This is a genomic window from Pseudomonas quebecensis, assembly GCF_026410085.1.
GTDB classification, from domain to species: Bacteria; Pseudomonadota; Gammaproteobacteria; order Pseudomonadales; family Pseudomonadaceae; genus Aquipseudomonas; species Aquipseudomonas quebecensis.
Window position 1 is genome coordinate 3,567,786 of record NZ_CP112866.1, and the last position, 21,832, is coordinate 3,589,617.

25 protein-coding genes are annotated in these 21,832 nt (G+C 58.4%); 11 read left to right on the top strand and 14 right to left on the bottom strand.

Annotation, left to right across the window (positions count from 1 at the left end; translation table 11 throughout):
* Positions 1 to 95 precede the first annotated feature (95 nt).
* From ppnN to OSC50_RS16580, 3 genes are all read left to right on the top strand, one after another.
* Positions 96 to 1,469, top strand: coding sequence for a nucleotide 5'-monophosphate nucleosidase PpnN (gene ppnN / locus OSC50_RS16570; protein ID WP_181078189.1), 1,374 nt, complete (start codon positions 96 to 98; stop codon positions 1,467 to 1,469).
* Positions 1,470 to 1,640: 171 nt separating this feature from the next.
* Positions 1,641 to 1,898, top strand: coding sequence for an AbrB/MazE/SpoVT family DNA-binding domain-containing protein (locus tag OSC50_RS16575; protein ID WP_181078187.1), 258 nt, complete (start codon positions 1,641 to 1,643; stop codon positions 1,896 to 1,898).
* Positions 1,895 to 2,290 (top strand): type II toxin-antitoxin system VapC family toxin, encoded by a 396-nt coding sequence (locus OSC50_RS16580; protein WP_181078185.1) that lies wholly within the window; start codon positions 1,895 to 1,897, stop codon positions 2,288 to 2,290. The genes OSC50_RS16575 and OSC50_RS16580 overlap by 4 nt, the downstream gene beginning before the upstream one ends.
* Before the next feature lie 7 nt (positions 2,291 to 2,297).
* On the opposite strand, the gene OSC50_RS16585 is transcribed toward OSC50_RS16580, so the two are convergent.
* The 5 genes from OSC50_RS16585 to OSC50_RS16605 all read right to left on the bottom strand — a co-directional run bounded on the left by OSC50_RS16585 (position 2,298) and on the right by OSC50_RS16605 (position 5,649).
* Positions 2,298 to 2,627 carry a YXWGXW repeat-containing protein gene (locus OSC50_RS16585; RefSeq protein ID WP_034096507.1) on the bottom strand — a complete coding sequence of 110 codons (330 nt, stop codon included), beginning with the start codon at positions 2,625 to 2,627 and terminating at the stop codon, positions 2,298 to 2,300.
* A 132-nt stretch (positions 2,628 to 2,759) separates the two neighbouring features.
* Positions 2,760 to 3,653, bottom strand: a complete 894-nt coding sequence (locus tag OSC50_RS16590; protein ID WP_123480769.1) for a DMT family transporter — start codon at positions 3,651 to 3,653, stop codon at positions 2,760 to 2,762.
* Positions 3,654 to 3,664: 11 nt separating this feature from the next.
* A complete protein-coding gene (locus tag OSC50_RS16595; RefSeq protein ID WP_266248524.1) occupies positions 3,665 to 4,441 on the bottom strand; it encodes a 2OG-Fe(II) oxygenase family protein in 777 nt (258 codons plus the stop codon).
* 215 nt (positions 4,442 to 4,656) lie between these two features.
* On the bottom strand, positions 4,657 to 4,812 hold the full coding sequence (locus OSC50_RS16600) for a hypothetical protein (protein ID WP_266248522.1): 156 nt from the start codon (positions 4,810 to 4,812) through the stop codon (positions 4,657 to 4,659).
* Between the two features lie 3 nt (positions 4,813 to 4,815).
* Complete coding sequence (locus tag OSC50_RS16605) at positions 4,816 to 5,649, bottom strand: hypothetical protein (RefSeq protein ID WP_266248521.1); 834 nt, start codon at positions 5,647 to 5,649, stop codon at positions 4,816 to 4,818.
* Between the two features lie 123 nt (positions 5,650 to 5,772).
* Between OSC50_RS16605 and OSC50_RS16610 the strand changes: the two genes are divergently transcribed.
* Entirely contained in the window at positions 5,773 to 6,621 is an 849-nt protein-coding gene (locus tag OSC50_RS16610; RefSeq protein ID WP_266248519.1) for a LysR family transcriptional regulator, read from the top strand.
* A 69-nt stretch (positions 6,622 to 6,690) separates the two neighbouring features.
* Here OSC50_RS16610 and mqo read toward each other — a convergent pair whose 3' ends face one another.
* The gene (gene mqo, locus OSC50_RS16615) at positions 6,691 to 8,337 is read right to left on the bottom strand and encodes a malate dehydrogenase (quinone) (RefSeq protein WP_266248517.1); all 1,647 of its coding nucleotides are present in this window, start codon (positions 8,335 to 8,337) and stop codon (positions 6,691 to 6,693) included.
* A 501-nt stretch (positions 8,338 to 8,838) separates the two neighbouring features.
* Between mqo and OSC50_RS16620 the strand changes: the two genes are divergently transcribed.
* Positions 8,839 to 10,026 carry an MFS transporter gene (locus OSC50_RS16620; protein WP_181078176.1) on the top strand — a complete coding sequence of 396 codons (1,188 nt, stop codon included), beginning with the start codon at positions 8,839 to 8,841 and terminating at the stop codon, positions 10,024 to 10,026.
* Positions 10,027 to 10,121: 95 nt separating this feature from the next.
* Here the strand turns inward: OSC50_RS16620 and OSC50_RS16625 are convergent, their stop codons facing one another.
* The 4 genes from OSC50_RS16625 to OSC50_RS16640 all read right to left on the bottom strand — a co-directional run bounded on the left by OSC50_RS16625 (position 10,122) and on the right by OSC50_RS16640 (position 13,722).
* Positions 10,122 to 10,340, bottom strand: coding sequence for a hypothetical protein (locus OSC50_RS16625; protein ID WP_266248515.1), 219 nt, complete (start codon positions 10,338 to 10,340; stop codon positions 10,122 to 10,124).
* Between the two features lie 144 nt (positions 10,341 to 10,484).
* Complete coding sequence (locus OSC50_RS16630) at positions 10,485 to 10,850, bottom strand: DUF6124 family protein (RefSeq protein ID WP_266248513.1); 366 nt, start codon at positions 10,848 to 10,850, stop codon at positions 10,485 to 10,487.
* A gap of 786 nt (positions 10,851 to 11,636) precedes the next feature.
* A complete protein-coding gene (locus OSC50_RS16635; protein ID WP_181078173.1) occupies positions 11,637 to 11,912 on the bottom strand; it encodes a hypothetical protein in 276 nt (91 codons plus the stop codon).
* Between the two features lies 1 nt (position 11,913).
* Positions 11,914 to 13,722 carry an S-type pyocin domain-containing protein gene (locus tag OSC50_RS16640; RefSeq protein ID WP_414704473.1) on the bottom strand — a complete coding sequence of 603 codons (1,809 nt, stop codon included), beginning with the start codon at positions 13,720 to 13,722 and terminating at the stop codon, positions 11,914 to 11,916.
* A gap of 475 nt (positions 13,723 to 14,197) precedes the next feature.
* Between OSC50_RS16640 and OSC50_RS16645 the strand changes: the two genes are divergently transcribed.
* From OSC50_RS16645 to tal, 3 genes are all read left to right on the top strand, one after another.
* Positions 14,198 to 14,350, top strand: a complete 153-nt coding sequence (locus OSC50_RS16645; protein ID WP_266249697.1) for a type II toxin-antitoxin system RelE/ParE family toxin — start codon at positions 14,198 to 14,200, stop codon at positions 14,348 to 14,350.
* An 89-nt stretch (positions 14,351 to 14,439) separates the two neighbouring features.
* Entirely contained in the window at positions 14,440 to 15,426 is a 987-nt protein-coding gene (gene dusA / locus OSC50_RS16650) for a tRNA dihydrouridine(20/20a) synthase DusA (RefSeq protein ID WP_266248511.1), read from the top strand.
* A gap of 236 nt (positions 15,427 to 15,662) precedes the next feature.
* Entirely contained in the window at positions 15,663 to 16,589 is a 927-nt protein-coding gene (gene tal / locus OSC50_RS16655; protein WP_181078098.1) for a transaldolase, read from the top strand.
* A 161-nt stretch (positions 16,590 to 16,750) separates the two neighbouring features.
* Here tal and rssC read toward each other — a convergent pair whose 3' ends face one another.
* Both rssC and rssB read right to left on the bottom strand, forming a co-directional pair.
* A complete protein-coding gene (gene rssC / locus OSC50_RS16660) occupies positions 16,751 to 17,233 on the bottom strand; it encodes an anti-sigma factor antagonist RssC (RefSeq protein ID WP_181078097.1) in 483 nt (160 codons plus the stop codon).
* Positions 17,233 to 18,414, bottom strand: coding sequence for a two-component system response regulator RssB (gene rssB / locus OSC50_RS16665; RefSeq protein ID WP_253511314.1), 1,182 nt, complete (start codon positions 18,412 to 18,414; stop codon positions 17,233 to 17,235). The genes rssC and rssB overlap by 1 nt, the downstream gene beginning before the upstream one ends.
* A gap of 277 nt (positions 18,415 to 18,691) precedes the next feature.
* On the opposite strand from rssB, the gene OSC50_RS16670 reads away from it, so the two are divergent.
* The gene (locus OSC50_RS16670) at positions 18,692 to 18,997 is read left to right on the top strand and encodes a PilZ domain-containing protein (RefSeq protein ID WP_181078093.1); all 306 of its coding nucleotides are present in this window, start codon (positions 18,692 to 18,694) and stop codon (positions 18,995 to 18,997) included.
* 61 nt (positions 18,998 to 19,058) lie between these two features.
* Here OSC50_RS16670 and OSC50_RS16675 read toward each other — a convergent pair whose 3' ends face one another.
* A complete protein-coding gene (locus tag OSC50_RS16675) occupies positions 19,059 to 19,748 on the bottom strand; it encodes an MlaA family lipoprotein (protein ID WP_181078092.1) in 690 nt (229 codons plus the stop codon).
* Between the two features lie 196 nt (positions 19,749 to 19,944).
* Here OSC50_RS16675 and pcrP point away from each other — a divergent pair, with 196 nt between their 5' ends.
* Together pcrP and OSC50_RS16685 are read left to right on the top strand one after the other, a co-directional pair.
* Positions 19,945 to 20,553: an HAD superfamily inactivated hydrolase PcrP gene (pcrP, locus tag OSC50_RS16680; protein WP_266248507.1), complete on the top strand. Its 609-nt coding sequence runs from the start codon at positions 19,945 to 19,947 to the stop codon at positions 20,551 to 20,553.
* 111 nt (positions 20,554 to 20,664) lie between these two features.
* Positions 20,665 to 20,931 carry a DUF4404 family protein gene (locus OSC50_RS16685; RefSeq protein ID WP_253511311.1) on the top strand — a complete coding sequence of 89 codons (267 nt, stop codon included), beginning with the start codon at positions 20,665 to 20,667 and terminating at the stop codon, positions 20,929 to 20,931.
* A 66-nt stretch (positions 20,932 to 20,997) separates the two neighbouring features.
* Here OSC50_RS16685 and queF read toward each other — a convergent pair whose 3' ends face one another.
* Positions 20,998 to 21,828 carry an NADPH-dependent 7-cyano-7-deazaguanine reductase QueF gene (gene queF, locus OSC50_RS16690; RefSeq protein ID WP_181078087.1) on the bottom strand — a complete coding sequence of 277 codons (831 nt, stop codon included), beginning with the start codon at positions 21,826 to 21,828 and terminating at the stop codon, positions 20,998 to 21,000.
* Positions 21,829 to 21,832 lie beyond the last annotated feature (4 nt).

A 21,832-nucleotide genomic window follows, 5' to 3' on the forward strand; every position in this document is an offset into this window, starting at 1 on the left:
TTAAAAAACCGTCTCGTGCGCCCCTCATCGGCGCCCACCTTTCCCAAGCCATCGCGCCTCAGCGGCTGCGGTGGCTGTGCTTTCAAGGAATCAGAATGCCCCAACGTCAAGTCATCAACGCCTCCGTCAGCCCCAAGGGCAGCCTCGAAACCCTCTCCCAACGCGAAGTGCAGCAACTGAGCGAAGCCGGCACCGGCAGCATCTATACCCTGTTCCGCCAATGCGCCCTGGCGATCCTCAACACCGGCGCGCACATCGACAACGCCAAGACCATCCTCGACGCCTACAAAGACTTTGAAGTGCGCATCCACCAACAGGACCGCGGTGTGCGCCTGGAATTGCTCAACGCGCCGGCCGACGCCTTCGTCGATGGCGAGATGATCGCCAGCACCCGCGAAATGCTGTTCAGTGCCCTGCGCGACATCGTCTACACCGAGAACGAGCTGGACAGCCAGCGCATCGACCTGAGCAACTCCCAAGGCATCACCGACTACGTGTTCCACCTGCTGCGCAACGCGCGCACGCTGCGCCCTGGTGTGGAACCGAAGATCGTGGTGTGCTGGGGCGGGCACTCGATCAATACCGAAGAATACAAATACACCAAGAAAGTCGGGCATGAACTGGGCCTGCGCAGTCTGGATGTGTGCACCGGCTGCGGCCCGGGCGTGATGAAAGGTCCGATGAAAGGCGCGACCATTTCCCACGCCAAGCAACGTATCACCGGCGGGCGCTACCTGGGCCTGACCGAGCCGGGCATCATCGCCGCCGAAGCGCCGAACCCGATTGTCAACGAGTTGGTGATCCTGCCGGACATCGAAAAACGCCTGGAAGCCTTTGTGCGCGTGGGCCACGGCATCATCATCTTCCCCGGCGGCGCCGGCACGGCCGAAGAGTTCCTGTACCTGCTGGGCATCCTGATGCACCCGGATAACCGCGACGTGCCGTTCCCGGTGATCCTCACCGGACCGCAGCAGGCCGCACCGTACCTGCAGCAACTGCACGCCTTTGTCGGCGCCACTTTGGGCGAAGCGGCGCAGGCGCATTATCAGATCATCATCGACGACCCGGCCGAAGTGGCCCGCCAGATGACCGCCGGCCTCAAGGCGGTGAAGCAGTTCCGCCGCGAGCGCAACGACGCCTTCCACTTCAACTGGTTGCTCAAGATCGACGAAGGCTTCCAGCGCCCGTTCGATCCGACGCACGAGAACATGGCCAGCCTGCAACTGAGCCACACCCTGCCGCCCCACGAACTGGCGGCCAACCTGCGCCGGGCGTTCTCGGGGATCGTGGCGGGTAACGTGAAGGACAAGGGCATCCGCCTGATCGAAGAAAATGGCCCATATGAGATCCATGGCGATCCAGCGATCATGAAACCGCTGGATGAACTGTTGAAGGCGTTCGTCGCGCAGCACCGCATGAAATTGCCGGGCGGCGCGGCGTATGTGCCGTGCTACCGCGTGGTGCGGTAGGCAGCCGGCATGCGTTCATAGTTTGTATTGCTTTGGCGCCAGGCCAGGTGTGCGAGAAATAGAAGTTCGGGCTAGGTTTTTTACTTACCCACTTTTACATGAGCAGAACGACCTATGGACCAACGGACCTTGTCTGCCATCGTTCCTTACCTTAGGGTAAGGAACACCCCGATGGAGATATTTGCTATGGCCACCGCCACCCTCACCTCTAAAGGACAAATCACCATCCCCGTGCAGGTCCGCACCGCCCTAGGCCTGGAAACCGGCGACCGCGTGGAATTCGTCGAAATGGAAGACGGCAGGTTTTCCATTGTTGCGTCAAGCAAGAGCGTCCGCGACCTTAAGGGGTTGATCCCGACGCCAGCCAACGCGGTCTCGCTCGACGAGATGAACCAGGCCATTGCCGCGCAGGGAGCGAGCGCTCGATGATCGGGTTGGATACCAACGTCCTGGTGCGCTACATCACCCAGGACGACCCGGTTCAATCCGCCCAGGCATCCGAATTGATCGAATCCCTCACTACGGTGTCTCCAGGGTTTGTCAGCCTGGTGTCGGTAGTGGAACTGGTTTGGGTCCTGCAGAGCTGCTACGCCTGCGCCAAGCGTGACGTGGTCAGCGTGCTGGAAACCCTGCTGCGCACCCGCGAGTTGACCCTGGAACATGCCGAAGTCATCTGGCAGGCGCTACGCAAGTTCAGCGCCGGCAAGGCCGATTTCGCCGACTGCCTGATTGAGCGGTGCGCCCATGGAGCCGGCTGTGAATACACTGCGACCTTTGACGCTGATGCCGCCAAGGCAGCCGGCATGAAGCGCCTGGGCTGAGCCGGGCTCAACGCACCCAGCCACCAATCTGCCAGTGAAAGCCATCACTGCGCTGCACCCAATGCGGATGCACATAGCGATAGCCTTCGCGCACTGGCTCCCAGTGGCCATGGACCGCCACGTAGCGACCGCCCTCCCAACGCCAATAACCGCGAGACCAGATATAGCCATAACGTGCCGGCGGTTCGACTTCGACCACTTGCACCGGCGGCGGCTGCGGCGCCACCACCTCGACATATTCCCGTTGCACCGGTCGGCGCTCATGCACCACACGCTCTTGCACACACCCGGACGCAGCCACGACCACCGCCGCCAATGCCGCATAACGTAGCAACATACAAACCCCTCGGGCGTTAGCGCCCAACACCTGCCGCTGTCAAAAATCCCCCCGTTGCCGCAACCATGCTCCTGCGTGGCCATGGACAATTTGTAACAGGCGGTATCTGTCAGCTTGCTGAAGCTGAGGGCATCACGATGTGCAGGCGACGGTCGGTCGCTTGAGTCGAACCAGAATCAGACCGGCGACAACCACCGCAATGCCGGCATAGGTGGAGGCGAGAATCGCATCGCCAAACATCAACGCCGCCCACACCAAGGTCACTGGCGGCTCCAGGTAAACCAGCACTGCCACGTGGGTCGCGGTCATGAACCGCAGCAGCATCCAAAGACTCAAGTAGGCAATGAAGGTCGAGAACACCGTCAGCCAGACAATCGAGATCAGTACCTCAGGCTCATGGGGAATGCTCAGGGTGTCGGTATACAACACCGCAGCGGTAAACCCGATCAGCGTCAATAGCGATTGGATAAACAGCGGCAAGACCAGGCCCGTGCTGTGTTGTTGCGCCGAACGGCGCTCATACAGGGTTGCCAGGGTCAGCCCCAACGCCGACACCAGCGGCAACAGATACATGACCAGGCCGACACTTTGCCCGCTGCTGCCGTATTGCCCCGAGATGACGATCGACACGCCGACAAACCCGATCAGCAACCCCAGCCACTGCCATCCACCACTGCGCTCCCCAGCGTTCCCCGTTGACAGCGCCGCCGTCATCAACGGCTGCAAGGCCGCGATAATGGCCGCGATCCCCGGCGGCAACCCGTTCTGGATCGCCACGTAAACGCAACTCAAGTAGAGGAATTGCGAGAGAAACCCGATCACCGCGTGATGGCGTATCTGCGCCCAGGAAACCTTGAGTAACCGCACATTCAAAAATACGCCCAGGCACAGCGAGACCAATAGAAATCGCCAGAACAGCAGGTTGAATGCACCGGCACTCTGCGCGCCCAATTTGGCGCCAATAAAGCCCGAACTCCAGGACAGGACAAACACCGCCTGCAGGAGCAGCAGCTTCACATAACCCATGCGGGGCGCGCTCACGGCGATACGCTCAACGGATCGAGATCGGCGAAGGTAATGGGCTCGATGCCCAGTCGCTGATACTGCTCGTGGGCCGACCGCGCCAGGTCGCGTTGAAGCCGGAACCACGGGCATATCGTCCTCAACACCCCGTCATCCGAAGCCAGGTGCCAGAACTTGTTCACATCCTCCTGGCTATAAGGGCAATGAAACGATAGCACCAACGACATACGACGACCGCGCGTAAGCGGACGCACTCCATGGAACACACGGCTGCCGTAGATATACACCGCATCACCACTGGATTTGACCGAGCAACTGCGCACACGCTGATCCAGCTCCTCGACGTCAAACTGCTCAGCGCTACCGTCGAAGTAAACGAACTCTCCACCGTCATATTCATCGGCCTCAGACAGCAGAATATTCAGCACGAAACTGGTGCCGTCGGTGTGCCACATGCCGATCTGCGCTTTGTCGTGGTGTGCCTGAGGCGGATAGAAATAATTGACCTGGGAACGTGCCCGCGGGAACGGATGTGGCACCAACGGAACCCCGGCAATGCGCGATACCGCCAGCAGAAAGGCGCGACTGTTCATCATCTCGCGTATCAGTGTGGACGACTCGGTGACGCCGCGGGTGCGGTTCGAAATGATCCAGGCACTGGTGCTGGAACCCGCCTCCAACTGATAACAGGCACGTCGCAGTTGGAGGATGCCCTGCTCGCTGAGCAGCCCGGATACCTGGGCCAAGGCCGTCAACTGTTGAGGCGTGGAAACCGCCAAGGGCGAGTCCACATAACCCAAGTCCGCAAGGGTGCGGCTCCCGATGAGACTGGGCCCATCCGTTCGCAAATAACTGTCGCGCCAAGGTTGCAACGTATCAAGCAATGCGCCCGGATGTTTACAACGGGATGTGGGGGCCAATGACGCCTGCAAGGCGGATCTGATGCGCGCGAAGCCTTGGGCAAATACCGGTAGCTCACTTTGTCTTTTCATGGTGATTGCCTCACTCAATTGACGGCCGCGTGATCCGCGCAATATTCCGACAGCTGAAACAGCACGCTGCCGTCACCGCTGCAGTACTCGCCGATGACGCGGCAACCGCCGTAGTCTTGGCGTACGCGGGTAAATTGTTCGCGGGTGTACTTCAAACAGACATTGGTCAACAGCTAGCCCCGTGCCGAACCTTTGCTGACGGGCAACAAGGTGGCGGCAACGCGATAGCGATCCACCCCGTGCTCGATTTCTGAAACAACCACTTCGTGCTCGCCGGTTTTCTGGAAGCCGAGCTTGATGCCGATCAGGTCGGAGAATCGATACATACAGTCGTGCCGGTAAAAGCGCTGGATGTGTTCGTCCCCCTGGGCAGTGGACAGTTGCATCTCCGAAAGCACGTAGGTTCGCGCGCCACCAATACGCCGTAGGATCTGTCCGATGGTGTCGGGCAGTTCATTACCTTCCTGAAACCCCAGCATGGTGATCAGCGTCACATCCTGCCCGCAGTCGATGTGGCGCCTGTACAGGGAGCGAAAATCCGTCGACAAGTAGCGAAACCCTTGCGGCGCTGCGAGCAATGGCTCGACCGATCGGCGCATGACCCCGTGTGATGCCTGGTTGATATCAACGGCGGTGTAATGCAAGGGTTCAGCGCCGTCCTCCAGCAGGTGTCGCATCAGCGCGCAGGTTTTGATCGGCTCAGGGCCCAACTCCACATAGTGCAAGCGGTCTTGACCGACCAGCTCCACAAGGTCATCCGCCACCGCGCGCAACAGTTGACCCAACGCGCCCTGGCCACAGGGTGCGGCGCACAGATCCACGCGGTCGACGCCCTCCTGATTCAGCGAGGTCATCAGGTGCAGGATTTCTTCGCTGACCAACCGGTCCCATTCCGATAAATCAGCGCCTGTGGCCGCGTATTTAGCGGCATTTTCAACCGTCCATATCGGGCTTTCGAAGCCGTGGTTGTTCTTCAACGACGACACCACCAGCTCATTGATATCCATAAGCGCTCCCTTTCTTATTGTTCTCAGGCACGACCGGCGTACCTGCTTGACCCTAAGCCTAGGGAGCGAGCATGATTTTGTATATTTGAATAATCTGCACAACTGATCCTTAAAAGAAGAATCATGAGTAAACAACTGAATGTCGACCTGCTGCGCACTTTTCATGCGGTGGCGCGTTTCCGACGCTTCAATGAGGCCGCGCAGCATGTGCACCGCAGCGCCTCGACGGTCACCACGCAGGTCCAGAAGCTCGAAGCGTTGATCGGCCAGCGCTTGTTCATTCGCAGCAACCAAGGCGTGGAGCTGACGATGTATGGCAAGAAGCTGCTCAGCGAAACCACTGACTTCCTCAAGAGCCATGACCGACTGCTGGCCTCGCTGACTCCGCAGCGCATGCAAGGGAAGATTCGCCTGGGTTTGCCGGACTCTTACGCGCCCGCCTTTATGCGCGACTTCCTGCCTCGACTGATCGCCGATAACCCGCTGCTCGAACTGGAAGTGGAAGCCCGCTCCAGTGGCGAATTGTTCACCATGTTCAGCCGTGAACAGATCGATCTGGCGTTGATTGTCAGCGCCCAGCCGCTGGAACAAGGGGAATTGTTAGGGTCGATACAGCCGGTGTGGGTGGCGTCCGAAAATTTCAAGACACCCGAACAGGCGCCGCTGCCGATCGCCGTGCAATTGAACGGTTGCCCCTACCGCGCCTCCGCCATGCGGGTGCTCAAGGACAACGGAACCTACTACCGGGTGCTACTGGAAAGCGCGAGCTCCACGGCAGTGGAGGCGGCCATCAGCTGTGGCCTGGCCGTGGGCATGATCGAAGAAAGTCGCATCACCGCCGGGCTGACTAAAAACATTCCAGGGGTGCAACTGCCCGAACTGCCACGCCACCATCTCTACTTGCTGTCCGATAGCGCGAACTACTTGGCGCTCGATCTGCATGAGCAGTTAAAGCAGGGCTTCACCCTCTGACAGATGCCCACAAAAAAGCCCGCTGACCGTTACCGGTTCAGCGGGCTTTGTTGTGTCTTACAGCATTTTTTACAGCGCCAGGTCAGACGCCGGCTTGCTTGGCTGGGCCGCAGGCTTGGCAGCCTCGGTAGCCGTTGGTGCCGTCCGCTGTGGAATCGCAGGCGGTGGAGTCAGTTGCAGGATACCGGCGGTGTAGGCCCATTCCTTGGCAACCGCTTCCGGGCTGTCATTCAGCTTGGTGCCGTAGCTCGGCACGATCTGGTGCAGTTTTTCCTGCCAGGCCGGGGTGGCGACCTTGTCCTTGAAGACTTTCTGCAGCACGGTCAGCATGATCGGAGCCGCGGTGGACGCGCCCGGCGATGCACCCAACAGGCCGGCGATGGTGTTGTCGGCGGAGCTGACCACTTCGGTGCCGAGTTTGAGGACGCCGCCCTGCTCTTCGTCACGCTTGATGATCTGCACGCGCTGACCGGCCTGCCACAGGCGCCAATCTTCTTTCCTGGCGTTCGGGAAGTACTCTTTCAGGGCGTTGTAACGGTCGTCATCCGACAGCATCAGTTGGCCAGCAAGGTACTCGACCAGCGGGTATTCACGAATACCGACTTTGGTCATGGGCCAGATGTTGTGGGTGGTGGTGCTGGTCAGCAGGTCCAGGTACGAGCCTTCCTTGAGGAACTTGGTGGAGAAGGTCGCGAATGGGCCAAACAGGATTACGCGCTTGCCATCGAGCACGCGGGTGTCCAGGTGCGGCACCGACATCGGCGGCGCGCCGACCGAAGCCTTACCGTAGGCCTTGGCCAGGTGCTGCTCGGCGATGGTCGGGTTATCCGTCACCAGGAACGAGCCGCCCACCGGGAAGCCTGCGTATTCCTTGGCTTCAGGAATGCCCGACTTTTGCAGCAGGTGCAGTGCACCGCCACCGGCGCCGATGAACACGAACTTGGCGTCGGTTTCAGTCTGGGTGCCGTCCTTCAGGTTTTTGTAGCTGACGCGCCACGAACCGTCGTCGTTTTTGGTGATGTCCTGCACTTCGCTCGACAGTTTCAGGTCGAACTTCGGTGTGGTTTGCAGGTGCGCGACGAACTGGCGCGTGATCTCGCCGAAGTTCACGTCGGTGCCGATCGGGCTCCAGGTGGCCGCGATTTTCTGGTTGGGGTCACGCCCTTCCATCATCAGCGGCACCCACTTGGCAATCTGCGCCGGGTCTTCGGAGTACTGCATGCCGGCGAACAGCGGGCTCGCCTGCAGGGCTTCGTAGCGCTTTTTCAGGAACTTGATGTTGTCATCGCCCCACACGAAGCTCATGTGCGGTGTGGAGTTGATGAACGAACGCGGGTTCTTCAGCACGCCCTGCTGGACCTGCCAGGACCAGAACTGACGGGAGATCTGGAACGCTTCGTTGATCTCGACCGCTTTGGGGATTTCAACGTTACCGTTCTTGTCTTCCGGGGTGTAGTTCAGCTCAGCCAGGGCCGAGTGACCGGTACCGGCGTTGTTCCAGCCGTTGGAGCTTTCTTCGGCGACGCCGTCGAGACGCTCGACCATTTCCATCGACCAATCCGGTTCCAGCTCGTTGAGCCATACGCCGAGGGTCGCACTCATGATGCCGCCGCCGATCAGCAGCACATCGACTTTCTTTGCCTCTTGCGCTTGCGCGGTCGTGATCCCCATCGACAACGCCAGCCCCAGCAGGGCAGTGTTTACTTTCTTAAACATCCGTAGCACCTATGATAAAACGCCATCCGCCCCACTGCTCCCAAGCCTGGGCACCCCTCCATCACGCTGCGCCAGGCAACGCACCGCGGGGTGTGCACAGTCACTTCAGGGCCGCAGGGTGGGCACACAAGGCCGATGGATCGACCTCACTGTTATGTCCCTTCTGCGCTGACTTCTTATCATTATTGGCTTCAGCTGCCTGGCGACAGCCGCCCACCGCAACGTATACAGGTGTACGTTTGGGGAGCAGGCCAGACCAGGACGGCGCGCAGAATATCACGGCAAAAGGCCTTTATGCGCTGTTTGGCCAATTGACAGCTCCAAAACGAGGGTTTTCGCGCGTCTGATCGGCCTCAGTGTCAAGCCTGGCGGGCGCGACGTGGGGTCACAGGCTGGCCACTGTGATGGAACTCTGACCAAAACGACTGTTCTAGACACCTTCGCCGTTGCTTGCGTAGCATCGGCGGCGCCTCCACGTACCCCCTTTACTAAGAGCGATCCATGTCAATCCACCCAACACCCGGGCACGTACTGCCCGCGCGCAGCGCCGCCAAAATGGAAGCGGCCATGGCCGTGGGCGCCTTCGCGATCGGCACCGGCGAATTCGCCATCATGGGCCTGATGCCGGACATCGCCCAGAACCTGGGCCTGAGCGAACCCCAGGTCGGCCACGCCATCAGCGCCTACGCGTTGGGCGTGATGGTCGGCGCGCCGCTGCTGGCCATCCTTGGCGCCAAGCTGCTGCGCAAACACATGTTGCTGCTGCTGATGGGCCTGTACGCCCTGGGCAACCTGGCCACCGCCTTTACCCCGACCTTCGGCTCGCTGGTGGCCTTTCGCTTTATCAGCGGCCTGCCCCACGGCGCCTACTTCGGCATCGCCGCCGTGGTGGCCTCCAGCATGGTGCCCAGCGATAAACGCGCCGGCGCCGTGGCGCGGGTGATGCTGGGCCTTACGCTGGCCATGCTGCTGGGCAACCCCATCGCCACCTTCCTCGGCCAACACCTGGGCTGGCGCTCGGCGTTCGTACTGGTCAGCGCCATCGCCCTGTGCACCATTGCCCTGGTCTGGCAATTCGTACCCCACCGCCACGACGAACAACGCAGCGACCCGCGCAAGGAACTGCGCGCCTTCACTAAACCCCAGGTTTGGATGGCTCTGGCTATCGGCGCGATCGGGTTTGCCGGGATGTTCTGCGTGTTCAGCTACCTGGCGCCGACCATGCTGGAAGTGACCAAAGTGTCGCCACAGTGGATCCCCTTCGGCCTGGCCGCATTCGGCGTGGGCGGGATCATCGGGAATATTGCCGGCGGCAAGCTGTTTGACCGCCTGCAGTTTCGCGCGGTGGGCTGGATCATGGTGTGGTCGATGGCCGTACTGATTTTCTTCACCTTCGCCGCCAGCTCGCTGTGGAGCGTACTGCTGGGCATCGGCCTGGTCGGCACCATGATCGCCATGGCCGCGCCGCTGCAGATCCGCCTGATGGACATCGCCCACGAAGCCCCAAGCCTCGCGGCGGCATCCAACCACGCCGCGTTCAACCTGGCGAACGCGCTGGGGCCGTGGTTCGGCGGCATGGCAATTAGCGCCGGGTACGGCTGGACCAGCACCGGCTACATCGGCGCCGCTACCGCACTGGTCGGCCTGGGCATCTACCTGATCGCCCGGCGCATGCCAGGCGGCCACTGAAGCCACCCGCTCCACTGGAGATCAAACTGAGGGAGGGGGCTTGCCCCCGATAGCGATGGGCCAGTCAATACACCACTGACTGACCCACCACGCCATCAATCATCATGCAACAACCCCGAACCATACTCCCCATAACTGCTACCCAGCCCACTGCCGCCAAAATTGATCCTGGCGGCTTTGCTCGGGCTGTGGTCGCCGAAGGCTTGGCATCCGCCTGAGAAGCACGGGTCGCTGTTGACGGTGGGTGAGGATGAACACGCGCTTAGCAGCAACGCGCCAGCGATCAACACGACTTTGACGAGCTTCGAGGTCATTTTTCGGTTCCCGGTGGGTTGGAGGCACGGCGGTCCTCGCTTAAGCGGATCGTAGACCCCGCGGGCAAAGGTGATGATGAAACTTTGGCGAGTGACAGGATGGGTTCAGGTTGCCGCCTTGGGGTAAGGCGGCGGACGGGACGGTCAGGCGGTTGGCTTACCGCTGGCAGGTGCGACCTGGTCCTGGGCGCGGTCGACTAAAAGCTCGCTTAGCTCGATCAGTTGCTGGATGCCCAACACGATGGCGCGGTGGGGTTCTTCGACGTCGAAGGCCAGGGTTGCGGCCATTTGGCTGGCGGACGCCAGATTTTCGGCGGCGTTGGCCAGGAGGGTTTCGGTGTCGATGTTGGGGGTAACGGTGAAGAGGTTGGTGGTGGGTTGGTGGAGGGGCGAGGCGTCTTCATCTGGCGGCAGGTAGTGATGAATGGCCCGCTGGGCCGCTGCTTGAAGCTTGGCGTTTTGGGATGAAGCGCTTGATGCATGAGGCGGGTTAGGTGTGACTTTGTACATGGCGAAGCTCCTTAACTATTCAGGAACTACCAGTCTCACTTCCACATGAGAGGTGGCAGCTGTACGCAGGTGTGGAAGACCAGGGCTAAGGACCCGGTGCACCGAAGTGCCCCGCGCACAGCCGCCGAAACACATGATACAGGCGTAAAAAAACGCCGGTAGGTGTTTGTGACGATTGCGTCTTAGCTTGGTACGGACTTCCACATCCGACCGCTGGATTGGCAGCGGCTGGGGGAGGTTAGCTAGGGAGGGTCTGAGGGGCAAGCCGAGAAAAGCGTGGGATATTTCTTAAAAGGCCTGTCCCCGTACACGCTCTTTGATGTCGCTCCAATTCCAACACCCCCTGCAAACGTCAATATCTGACGCTATGTGGATGAGAGTGCGCACGCGTGAACCTAAATGTAGCGGCTCACGTTTGAAAACACGCGGGCTAGCGTTCAGCAGAATTTCTGGCTCATATTAGCTGCACCAGTCAAATGTCCCGGCTCAGATTAAAGGCAAGCAGACTTGCATTCGATGGAGCTGGCTTGCATTCCATTGAGGCGGGCTCACGCTGTTTGCATCACTCCGACAGTCCTGTTTTGTCTCATTAGGTTCTAGACGTTCGTCGTGACGCATCTCGAAAGGGCATTCAGATCCTTGTAATACGAAAATAACGTCTAATGCCCATGGCCCATTTGGGTATACCAAACAGCACAAACATCAATAGCATCCAGAATACGGAGAGGGATAACCTTTTAAAGTACAAGTATAAAAAACCCAGCTTGAGCCGGGTTTTTTGCAAACCTAAATATCACTCAACGTATACTTATTTTCAACCATGAAGGCCGGCGCATTCCAGTTTGGACCTTTCCTTATTCCTCCATCAACATGTTCAACCACCCCTTCGAGCTCCATATTTTCAATAAGCTTCAAAAGCTCTAGGTTATTTGAAATATTCGCCCACCCATTCCTGCTGTAGAGTCGGTCTAGCATTGGATACGAAATTGGTTTGTTTCTTACAATAAAAAGAACTACATCCCTCGGCTCTTCAGCGACTACCACATCATTAATGTTACTCATTTTACTCTCCATAAACTTGTTTAATTTCTGCAGCGATGGCTTCCGGCGTATAGAACAAATCGTCAGCATCTCTCAGTTTATAGTCTTCCAAGGTTGCAGTATGGGCATTATTCCAAATATTTCCTTCTACTCCATCAGCGACCCCGATCGCCCTGTAACGTTCCAACTCTCGCATTTCATGGGTGTAAAATCGTTTATCAACATCCGTAATAGATATGTGACCACTTAGGATCTTTTCTAGCCGATCAATCATGATCTTATTAGCATCAGAAGGTACGAATCGTGACGTATGCAGTTTAACCAGATCAATACCTTCCTGAGTCACCGTTGCCGTTGCCCAATCAAGATCTTGTGTTGGACCTCCGGCTTTATCAGGATTGTACACCCGCCCGCTGTGTATACCTTTAGTAGTGGCGCCTTCGTACGGACTACTAAATACCGCGTAAATCGGCGGCAACCCCGAATCTGCGGGGTAAACATAAATAGCGTCTCGGATGCCCAATTGGCTGGCGATCGGAAACGGCACGGCTTTGACCTCAATTGGAGTCAGAGTGATGCCGGTGTATACCGGAGTTTCCACCGGCTGTGCCGGAGTTGCCGTTGAGCTATTTCCTGGTAATGCAATCGGGAATGCCAGAGTGATCGGCGGTGTATCGGTTGTAGTAAACGTATAGGCGTTGGCCACAGGATCAAGCACCAATGCCCTTACCGGAATAGTGGGGGCTAGTCCCCCAGTAACCTGTGTGGCGACTACGGAATACTTCGATTGATCACCATAAAGCCGATATGGCACATCAACCGTCCCACCAGCCGCCGCTACCTCGAGAAGATTATCAGGCAGGCTAGGCGCCAGTTCCTTAGCGGGCAGGTCCAGCATTGTCGCGGGCAGCTCCCCGTTGCCAAGGGACTCTGAATACGTCAAAGCTCCAATACCGACCGCCGTTGCCGCACTCACAACTGTACCCAGCGCTACCTTAGCCGCTTTAATCGCCGCCTCCAACGTAACGCCTGAACCTGCCGTGACGGCAATAGAGCCTGCTGCCGCAGTCAGTTGCGTAGCGCCAGCTCCGGGCAGCCTGAACGTGTGAGCAGCTTTAAGTGCTGCGGCTTCAGCGGCTACCCTAGCAGCCTCTGCTGCGGCCGCTTCAGCTGCTACCCTTGCAGCCTCTGCTGCAGCCGCCTCATCGGCAATACGTTTTGCCTCGGCGTCTGCGCGTGCTTGATTAGCCTGCGCTTGAAGGTTCTGCTTCAAGGCATTCAAATAATCGATCTCGCGGTTGCTGTATTTCGCAGCATACGCAGCCTCAAGTGAGGCGTACCATTCTTTATAGTTCTTATCCGGAGGGTAATTTGTCTTGCTCCCGCTGATTGCATCTTTAATAAATTGCATAGTCGGGAAACGAAAGAAGTCTCCGTAGTAGTACTTATCAGCAATCACTTTTTGAGCAGCGGAAACCTGTGCTTTTTGAGCGATCAGCGTATCTACCGAACGAATATGCTGTTCGATTTTATCGACTTCGCTCGCCGGGCCACCTTCATTTTGTTCTATTGCAGCAATACTTTTTGAAATAGTTTCTGGCATAGATTGTAGATTCGTCGCAAAGCTCGCCTCCTGATCATTAACATTCTTGGAAATCATAGGGGGATATGTGTTAAGTACATAAGTACGCGTTGCAGCGTTAATGAGCTGTCCGGTGTGACTATGTGAGAAATCACTGTCACCACCACCTCCTCCGAATGTCTGAGGTTCATATTTATTAATATCGTTGATTACAATTGGTGGTAAATAAATCGTATCGTCATTAGCCATAGTGAATTTCCTTTTCGCTATTCAGTTCAAAAGTCTCATATCTCAGTAAAATGAACGGCGAGTTATCCCATCACCTTACTACGATCTGACGAACGGCTTCGGCTCTCAAATTTTCTGTTTTTGAGAACTCAAAGAACAAAAATCCCCGTCTTGTGCACTCTTCATCATGTCGCACACACACTGTATGTACATACAGGTCGAAAGACAACAAAAAATGCATTTGTGCATAATTTCAGATGCGAGCCGCCGCGATTAACCCCGCTGAGGCCCAATTCTGTAGTGGATGTCTGTCGCTCCGATCCTGCGGCGTCATCCACTTGTAAGCATCTGAGGCTGTGTGAGTGAAATGTGAGCGTAAAGGTTGTGAGGACTGCGTACTGCATCACGCAGTTCCGAAAGCGCTAGGCGTTGGAGCCAGAACACAGGTTGAATGGCTTGAAAGGCACTCAAGAACCTTGAAGACGAAGCTAGCGATATTGCCCTCGAAAATCCCACGGCGGCCGGCGACGTCTCCGATTGTGTTTTCAAAAGCATCGACAAACTCGCCCAGTTTCCTTCTATGGGCCGCAAAGGACAGGTTAAACGGACTCGGGAGTGGGCAGTGCCAATGGGGGTATCGATTCCATAAGTGTTGAACAGCACGGAACACCCTCTCCGACACCCACCATCCATCCCTGATAAACTGCGCCCCATTCGCCACGTTGACTCAGACCCCCAATGCCCCTACAAGCCGCCCCCCTCTCCCGCCGCTTCTCCGTCGCACCCATGATGGACTGGACCGACCGCCACTGCCGGTTCTTCCTGCGCCTGCTCTCCAAGCACGCCCTGCTCTACACCGAGATGGTCACCACCGGCGCGATCCTGCACGGCGATCATGAGCGCTTCCTGCGTCACGACGAAGCCGAGCACCCGCTGGCGCTGCAGCTGGGCGGCAGCGTCCCCGCCGACCTGGCTGCCTGCGCGCGCATGGCCGAGGCCGCGGGTTACGACGAAGTAAACCTGAACGTCGGCTGCCCCAGCGACCGTGTGCAGAACAATATGATCGGCGCGATCCTGATGGCGCACCCCGCCCTGGTGGCCGATTGCGTGAAGGCGATGCGCGATGCGGTGTCGATTCCGGTGACGGTGAAGCATCGTATCGGGATCAACGGTCGGGACAGTTATGGCCAGTTGTGTGATTTCGTCGGCACGGTGAAGGACGCCGGCTGTACCAGTTTCACCGTGCATGCGCGGATTGCGATTCTGGAGGGGTTGTCGCCTAAGGAGAACCGCGACATTCCGCCGTTGCGCTATGACGTGGCGGCGCAGTTGAAGCAGGATTTCCCTGAGCTGGAGATTGTGCTCAATGGCGGGATCAAGACGTTGGAACAGTGCCACGAGCATTTGCAGACGTTTGATGGTGTGATGCTCGGACGTGAGGCATATCACAACCCCTATCTGCTGGCGGAAGTGGATCAGCAGCTATTTGGCAGTGAAGCGCCGGTGATCAGTCGGGCGCAGGCGCTGGCGCAGTTGCGACCTTATATTGCCGAGCATTTGGCCACGGGTGGGTCGATGCATCATATAACGCGGCATGTGCTGGGCTTGGGCACGGGGTTTCCGGGGGCGAGGAAGTTTCGGCAGTTGTTGTCGGTGGATATTCATAAGGCGAGTGTTCCGCTGGCATTGCTGGATCAGGCTGCGGAATTGCTGGAGGGTCGCTGATTGTTCCCATGCTCTGCGTGGGAACGATCGAACTGCCGCTATCGGGGCAAGCGTTGCCCACATGGCAGTTGGGTTGAACCTGCGGTCAGTTTCGCCCTCCTATTAAGCACCACAGCCGGTGATTCAAACGGCTGTTTTCAGGTTGTTGCCCCCGCAAACGATCGAACGCATTTGCGCCCTTGAGCGCCTGTCGGCGCTCGGGTAATGTCAACAGACCCATAGGACAGAGCACGCTCATGACTTCCAAGCTGGAACAACTCAAGCAATTCACCACCGTCGTAGCCGACACCGGCGACTTTTCCACCCTCGCCAAGCTCAAGCCGCAAGACGCTACCACCAACCCTTCGCTGCTGCTCAAGGCCGCTTCGATTGCGGGCTATGCCAATCTGTTGGATGAGTGCGTGAAGGACTGCAACGGTGACGTGGGCCTGGCCAGCGACCGTTTTGCGGTGGCGGTCGGTCAAGAAATTCTCAAAGTGGTACCGGGCCGCATTTCCACCGAAGTGGATGCCCGCTTGTCGTTCGACGAAGGCGCGATCCTCAAGCGTGCGCACCGTCTGATCGAGCTGTACGACAAAGCCGGCGTCGGCCGTGACCGCGTGCTGATCAAGATCGCCTCCACCTGGGAAGGCATCCGCGCGGCGGAGAAGCTGGAAAAAGAAGGCATCCAGACCAACCTGACGCTGCTGTTCTCCTTTGCCCAGGCCGTGGCGTGTGCCGAAGCAGGCGTGTTCCTGATCTCGCCGTTCGTGGGCCGCATCTACGACTGGTACAAGAAAGCCAATGGCAACGACTACACCGGCGCGGATGATCCGGGCGTGCAGTCGGTGACGCGCATCTACAACTACTACAAAGCCAACGGTTACAAAACCGTGGTCATGGGTGCGAGCTTCCGCAACCTCAGCCAGATCGAAGAGTTGGCCGGCTGCGACCGCCTGACCATCAGCCCGGACCTGCTGGAGAAGTTGGCGGCGGATGAGGGCACGCTGGAGCGCAAGTTGTCGCCAGGGCATGCCGGCGAGGCGCGCGTGCACATGACTGAAGCGCAGTTCCGTTGGGAGTCCAACGAGGATGCGATGGCAACCGAGAAACTGGCCGAGGGTATTCGCCAGTTTGCGCGGGACCAGGAGAAGCTGGAGGCGCTGCTGTCCGCTAAGCTGTAAACGGCGGAGGCGACAAAAAGGGCGGTACCTGTGAGGGTACCGCCCTTTTTTGTGTCGATGTCTCAAGCCAATGTCATTTCAACAGTGGAAGATACATTGACCGACACTGCGTTATCGGGGGCAAGCCCCCTCCCACAATGGGGCGAATGTTAGCCAGAGGCTCAGTGACGCTCGAGGGCGTTGACCAGGTCGTGGAAGGCTTCGCGGTTGGACTCGTTGAGGCCCATCAGAATTTTGTGCGCTTCCAGCACCTTGACCCGCACGACTTCCTCGGACTGGTCCTGGGAGGGCAAATCGGTAAGGCACTCCGGGCATGGAATCGGGCGACCAACGATATTGAACACCTGATCGAAGCCCATGGACTGCAGCAGCCGGGTGATGTCGTCGTGGGTAGTGACCACGGTCGGCAACAGGCCAACCTTCTGCCGAGACAGAATGGACAGCTTGGCCAAGAGGCCCAGCGTGGTGCTATCGATGCTGCGGGTTTCGGTCAGATCGATCACGATCGCCGAGAAGTTCAGCGCAGTAAAGATGCGCTCAATCGTCGCATCCAGCGCCGAACACAAGGTCAGGCGCACTTCACCGACAAACTTCAGGACAAAGGTCCCGTCTTGCTCGGCGAATTGGATTCTTCCGGTACTCATCAAAGATTCCTGCTCAACACCAGTAGGGCGATATCATCCGGCATCTCCCCCAGCGTGGCCAATCCAAAAACCTGCCGCAAGCCATCCAGGCTGCCGCCCGCCGACTTGACCTTTTGGGGCAAGGCGGCTTCTTTCTCTTTGAGTGTAGGTTCTGGAAGAAGGTCCAGAATGCCATCGGACATCAGCGTCAGGCTGAACGTCGGCGGCAGTTCCAGAATGTGGTCCTCGTAGGTCGCTTCATTAAACAAGCCTACGGGCAGGCCACGGCCTTCCAGGTAACGCACACTGTCAGGAGTGTATAAAACAGGCATCGGCAGGTGACCGCCAATACTGTAGGTCAAAAGACCGGTTTCTTCGTCAATCACGCCGCCGACCATCGTCACGTGCTTGCCCAGCTTGCAACTGATCAGGCCTCGGTTGATGTGGCCCAGCACTTGCGACGGGGTAAACTCCGGCAAGGTGCCATTGCGCTTGGATTCGAACAACAGCCGTGTGGTCATGAATTTCAACAACACGGTCACAAAGGCCGAAGACGCACCGTGGCCGGATACGTCGGCCAAATAAAACGCAACGCGCCGCTCATCAACGCGAAAATAGTCGACAAAATCCCCCGACAGGTACAACGACGGGATGATCTGGTGCGCGAACTGGAACTCATCGATGGTCCAGGGGCTCACCGGCAGCATGTTCATCTGCACCTGGCGACCGGCGTTCTGGTCTTCCTGCAGCAGGTTCAGGCTGGCTTCGAGCTCGCGATTGGCGGCTTCGAGTTTCTCACGGTAGCGCTGGTTTTCCAGCAGCAGGCGTGCCCGATCCAGGGCACGACGCACCGAGTGCTCCAGCACCGCCAGGTCTTCCAGGGGCTTGATCAGATAATCGGCGGCGCCCAGGCGCAGCGCCTCGACGGCGTCGTTCATCACACCGGCGCCGGACACAACGATCACCGGCGTCTGCGGCGCACGCTCAGTGACCTGGCGAATCAGCTCCAGGCCGCCCATCTGGGGCATGCGCAGGTCGCAGATCACGAGGTCGGGCTGGTCGCGCTCGAACACCTGGAGACCCTGTTGGCCGTTGCCGGCCTGCAGGACGCTGAAGCCACTGTCTTCCAAATAGGCCGCGAGACTCGCGCGCACTACTTCGTCGTCATCGATTATCAGCAGCGTGGCACTGGTTTTTTGCATGTGGGCAAACGGCGCCAGAATTAGGTTGGCGTAGGCGGCGCGGCAATGGCCGGGCTCATACTACTGGATTCGCTTTCTAGCCTCTCTGTCCTACAAAGCATGGGCTTTTTGCCCACGCACAACTGTAATGCAGAGGTGCCCTTCTAAGGCGCAGACGGTACTCCCATCCGTCAGGTGTTTCAAGCTCATGCCGATGGTCGCCGGGCGTCTTTACACCGCAAATCACCGGGAGTTATAAGAACGGTCACTACCCCAACACAAAGTAAGGACGGATGCTGTGAGCGAACACGAGCGCGATTACGCCGAAAAACGCGATTTCATCCGCATGCGGGTGGATGCCAATGTGTCCCTGATCCACGCCGGGCAGGAGATTGAAGGCGTGTGCCTGGACCTGTCCAGTTCCGGCATGCAAGTGCAGGCACCCCGCCAGTTCAGCGTGGGCGACCTGCTGAGCGTGCGCATTGATTCCGAGCACGCGGCCCTCAAGGGCCTGGAAGCCGAGACCGAGGTGGTTTGGATCAAAGCTGACGGCGAGCAGCACGAGACTCAGCGGCTGGGCCTTAAGATCCTGAAAATGCGCTGAAAGACGCGCACAAAAAAGGCGACCTGCACGGGTCGCCTTTTTCGTTTCAAAACATCACAGCTTAAAAGTCGTCGACGACCTTGCCATCCTTGACCTTGAACTCACGGTTCTGCAGGTAAGCATTGCGGATAAAGGTGTATTTGTCGCCGGTGATCAGCTTCTCGCTATCCAGCAGGCTGGCGCGGGTGTCGATGATGTTGAGGCCCATCGTGCTGTTGCGCCAGTCGATATCGTTCATATAGCGGTACGGCTGGGTGTAACTGTCCACGTACTTGGAAGGCGCATCCCGCAGCGTGCTAGGGCCCAGCAGCGGGATCATCACGTACGGACCGCTGCCCACGCCCCAGTAGCCCAGGGTCTGGCCGAAGTCTTCATCACTGCGTTGCAGCCCCATTTTGGTGCCGACATCGACGAAGCCCAGCACGCCGAACGTGGTGTTGACCAGCAGGCGCGCGGTATCGACACCCGCGTTGTGTGGCTTGAGCTGCAGCACGTTGTTGGCCAGGTTGCCGACGTCGCCGATGTTGCGGAAGAAGTTGTGGATGCCGTCTTCGACAAATTGCGGGGTGATCCACTCATAACCCTGGGCCAGAGGCTTGAGGGCGTAGGTATCAATGGTGTCGTTGAACGCGAAGATCGGGCGGTTAACGCTTTCCCATGGATCGTCTTCGGTTGCAGCCTGTACGGCGAACGGCGCCAACATCACAGTGGCACACACCGACAGCTGAGCGAAGTAGTGACTCCAGCGCATAGCTTTTGCTCCTTGAATGGTCTGTCATGGGCGCTATGCCCTGAATAAGGCGGTGAGTATATGACGGAAGTGTCCTTTTAGGCAGCTCCTAGGAAACGACATACGGAAAATGCACAAAATTCCTACAATTGCATACAGCTGTCATCGCCTTGTCATCCCGCGCCGATAGCGTCGGAGCTATTTCAGGGACGTCGACATGCCACACGCCGAGATCGCCATCGCCACCGCCCCCACCTTGACTGCGGTGCTGTTCGGCCTGAGTGGTTGCCTGGTGGACTTTGGTTCCCAGGCGCGTACCGATTTCTCGGCGCCCGACTCTCAGGCCACTCCAGGCGCCCTGAACATCCTGCGCCACCTCAAAGAACAAGGCGTGCCCTGCGCCTGGCTGGATGAACTCCCACCCACCGTGACCACTGCGCTGGCCGCCGTGCTGCCGCGTTGGGTCAAGGCCATATCGCCCTCCCCGATCCGCTGGCCCGCGCCCCACGCCTGTTGGCAAGCCTTGATGGAGTTGAACATCGAGCGTCTGGAAGGCTGCGTGTTGGTCAGCGGCGAGCCGCGCCTCCTGCAATCCGGGCTCAACGCCGGATTGTGGACCATCGGTTTGGCCTCCTGTGGTTCGCTGTGCGGCCTGGCGCCCGAACCCTGGCAAGCGCTGAGCGAAAAGGAACGCGAGCACAAGCGCGCCAAGGCAACAGTGGCGCTGTACGGCCTGGGGGTACACTCGGTGATCGATCACCTGGGCGAACTCGGCACTTGCCTGGCCGACATCAGCCTGCGCCGGCTCAAGGGCGAGAAGCCCTGATCGAGATCATGCACAGTTGGCCCCAGTGAATTAATCTACAGGTCAGCCCGTAGACCTTTCACGGCGTGCCGCGGTCTATGCCAGTGCCTATCGATAAAAGGAAAGAACGTCATGCCTGATCGCGAAAAGTTAAAACAGCAGGCCGATATTGTGAGCAAACAACTGGAAGAGCATCCGGATTTGCCCGTTGAAAAGCGCCGAGCCCTGGAAAAACTGGTTGCCGATTTGAATTTTCAACTTCAAATGGAACCGGGTGCCCAGTCACCCAGCATTGCCGACGATTTCAACAAAGCGGCGATCGAGTTTGAGTCCAGTCATCCCGGGTTGGCTGGAGCGTTTCGCAATATAGTCACTACCCTGGGCAATATCGGCATCTAACCCGAGCCCAAGCCGAACACCAAACCAAATGTGGGAGCCAGCTCCCACAGTATTGTTGGGTAAAGGCTACTGGCGCGCCAGCCGCACGTTCAGGAACTGAGTGTTTTCGGTACTGCGGTAGGGGTTGATGTCCAATCCACCCCGGCGCACATACCGCGCGTACACGGTCAACTTCTCGGGCTTGAGCAAGCGCTGCAGGTCCAGGAAGATCCGCTCCACGCACTGTTCATGGAAGTCCGAGTGCTGGCGAAAGCTGACGATATATTCCAACAGGCTGGCATGATCCAGCGCCGCACCACGATATTCCACCACCACACTGCCCCAGTCCGGCTGGCTGGTCACCGGGCAGTTGGACTTGAGCAGGTGGCTGTGCACGCTCTCCTCTACCACACGCGAGTCATCGCAACGCAGCAGTTCCGGGCGCGGGTGTTCGTAACTGCTGACGTTGATATCCAGGTCGTCAATGCACACGCCCGGCAACGCCATCACGCCTTCGGCTTCGATATCGGCCAGGCTACGAATGCGCACGCTCACTGGCTTGCCGGCAGCAAAACTGAGGTCGGTGCGCAGGGTGGCTTCAAGGCTGGCCGTATCGGCAAACGCCGTCTGGTTCAGCGAGTTGAGGTACAGCTTGAAGGACTTGGATTCGATAATATTCGGCGAATCGGCCGCAATGCTGAACTCACCAATGGCCACCACCGGCTTGCCCGACGGCAGCAGCCACGACAGTTCGAAGCAGTTCCAGAAATCCACGCCCTTATAGGGCAGGGTCTCGGCGCTCAATCCCAGCTCGGCCCACTTGGCGGCACGGGGAATCGGGAACAGCAACGACGGGGTGTAGGTAGAGATGTATTCACTGGACTTGCCCAGCGGCGAATGTTCGGCTGCGGGATGCATGGCG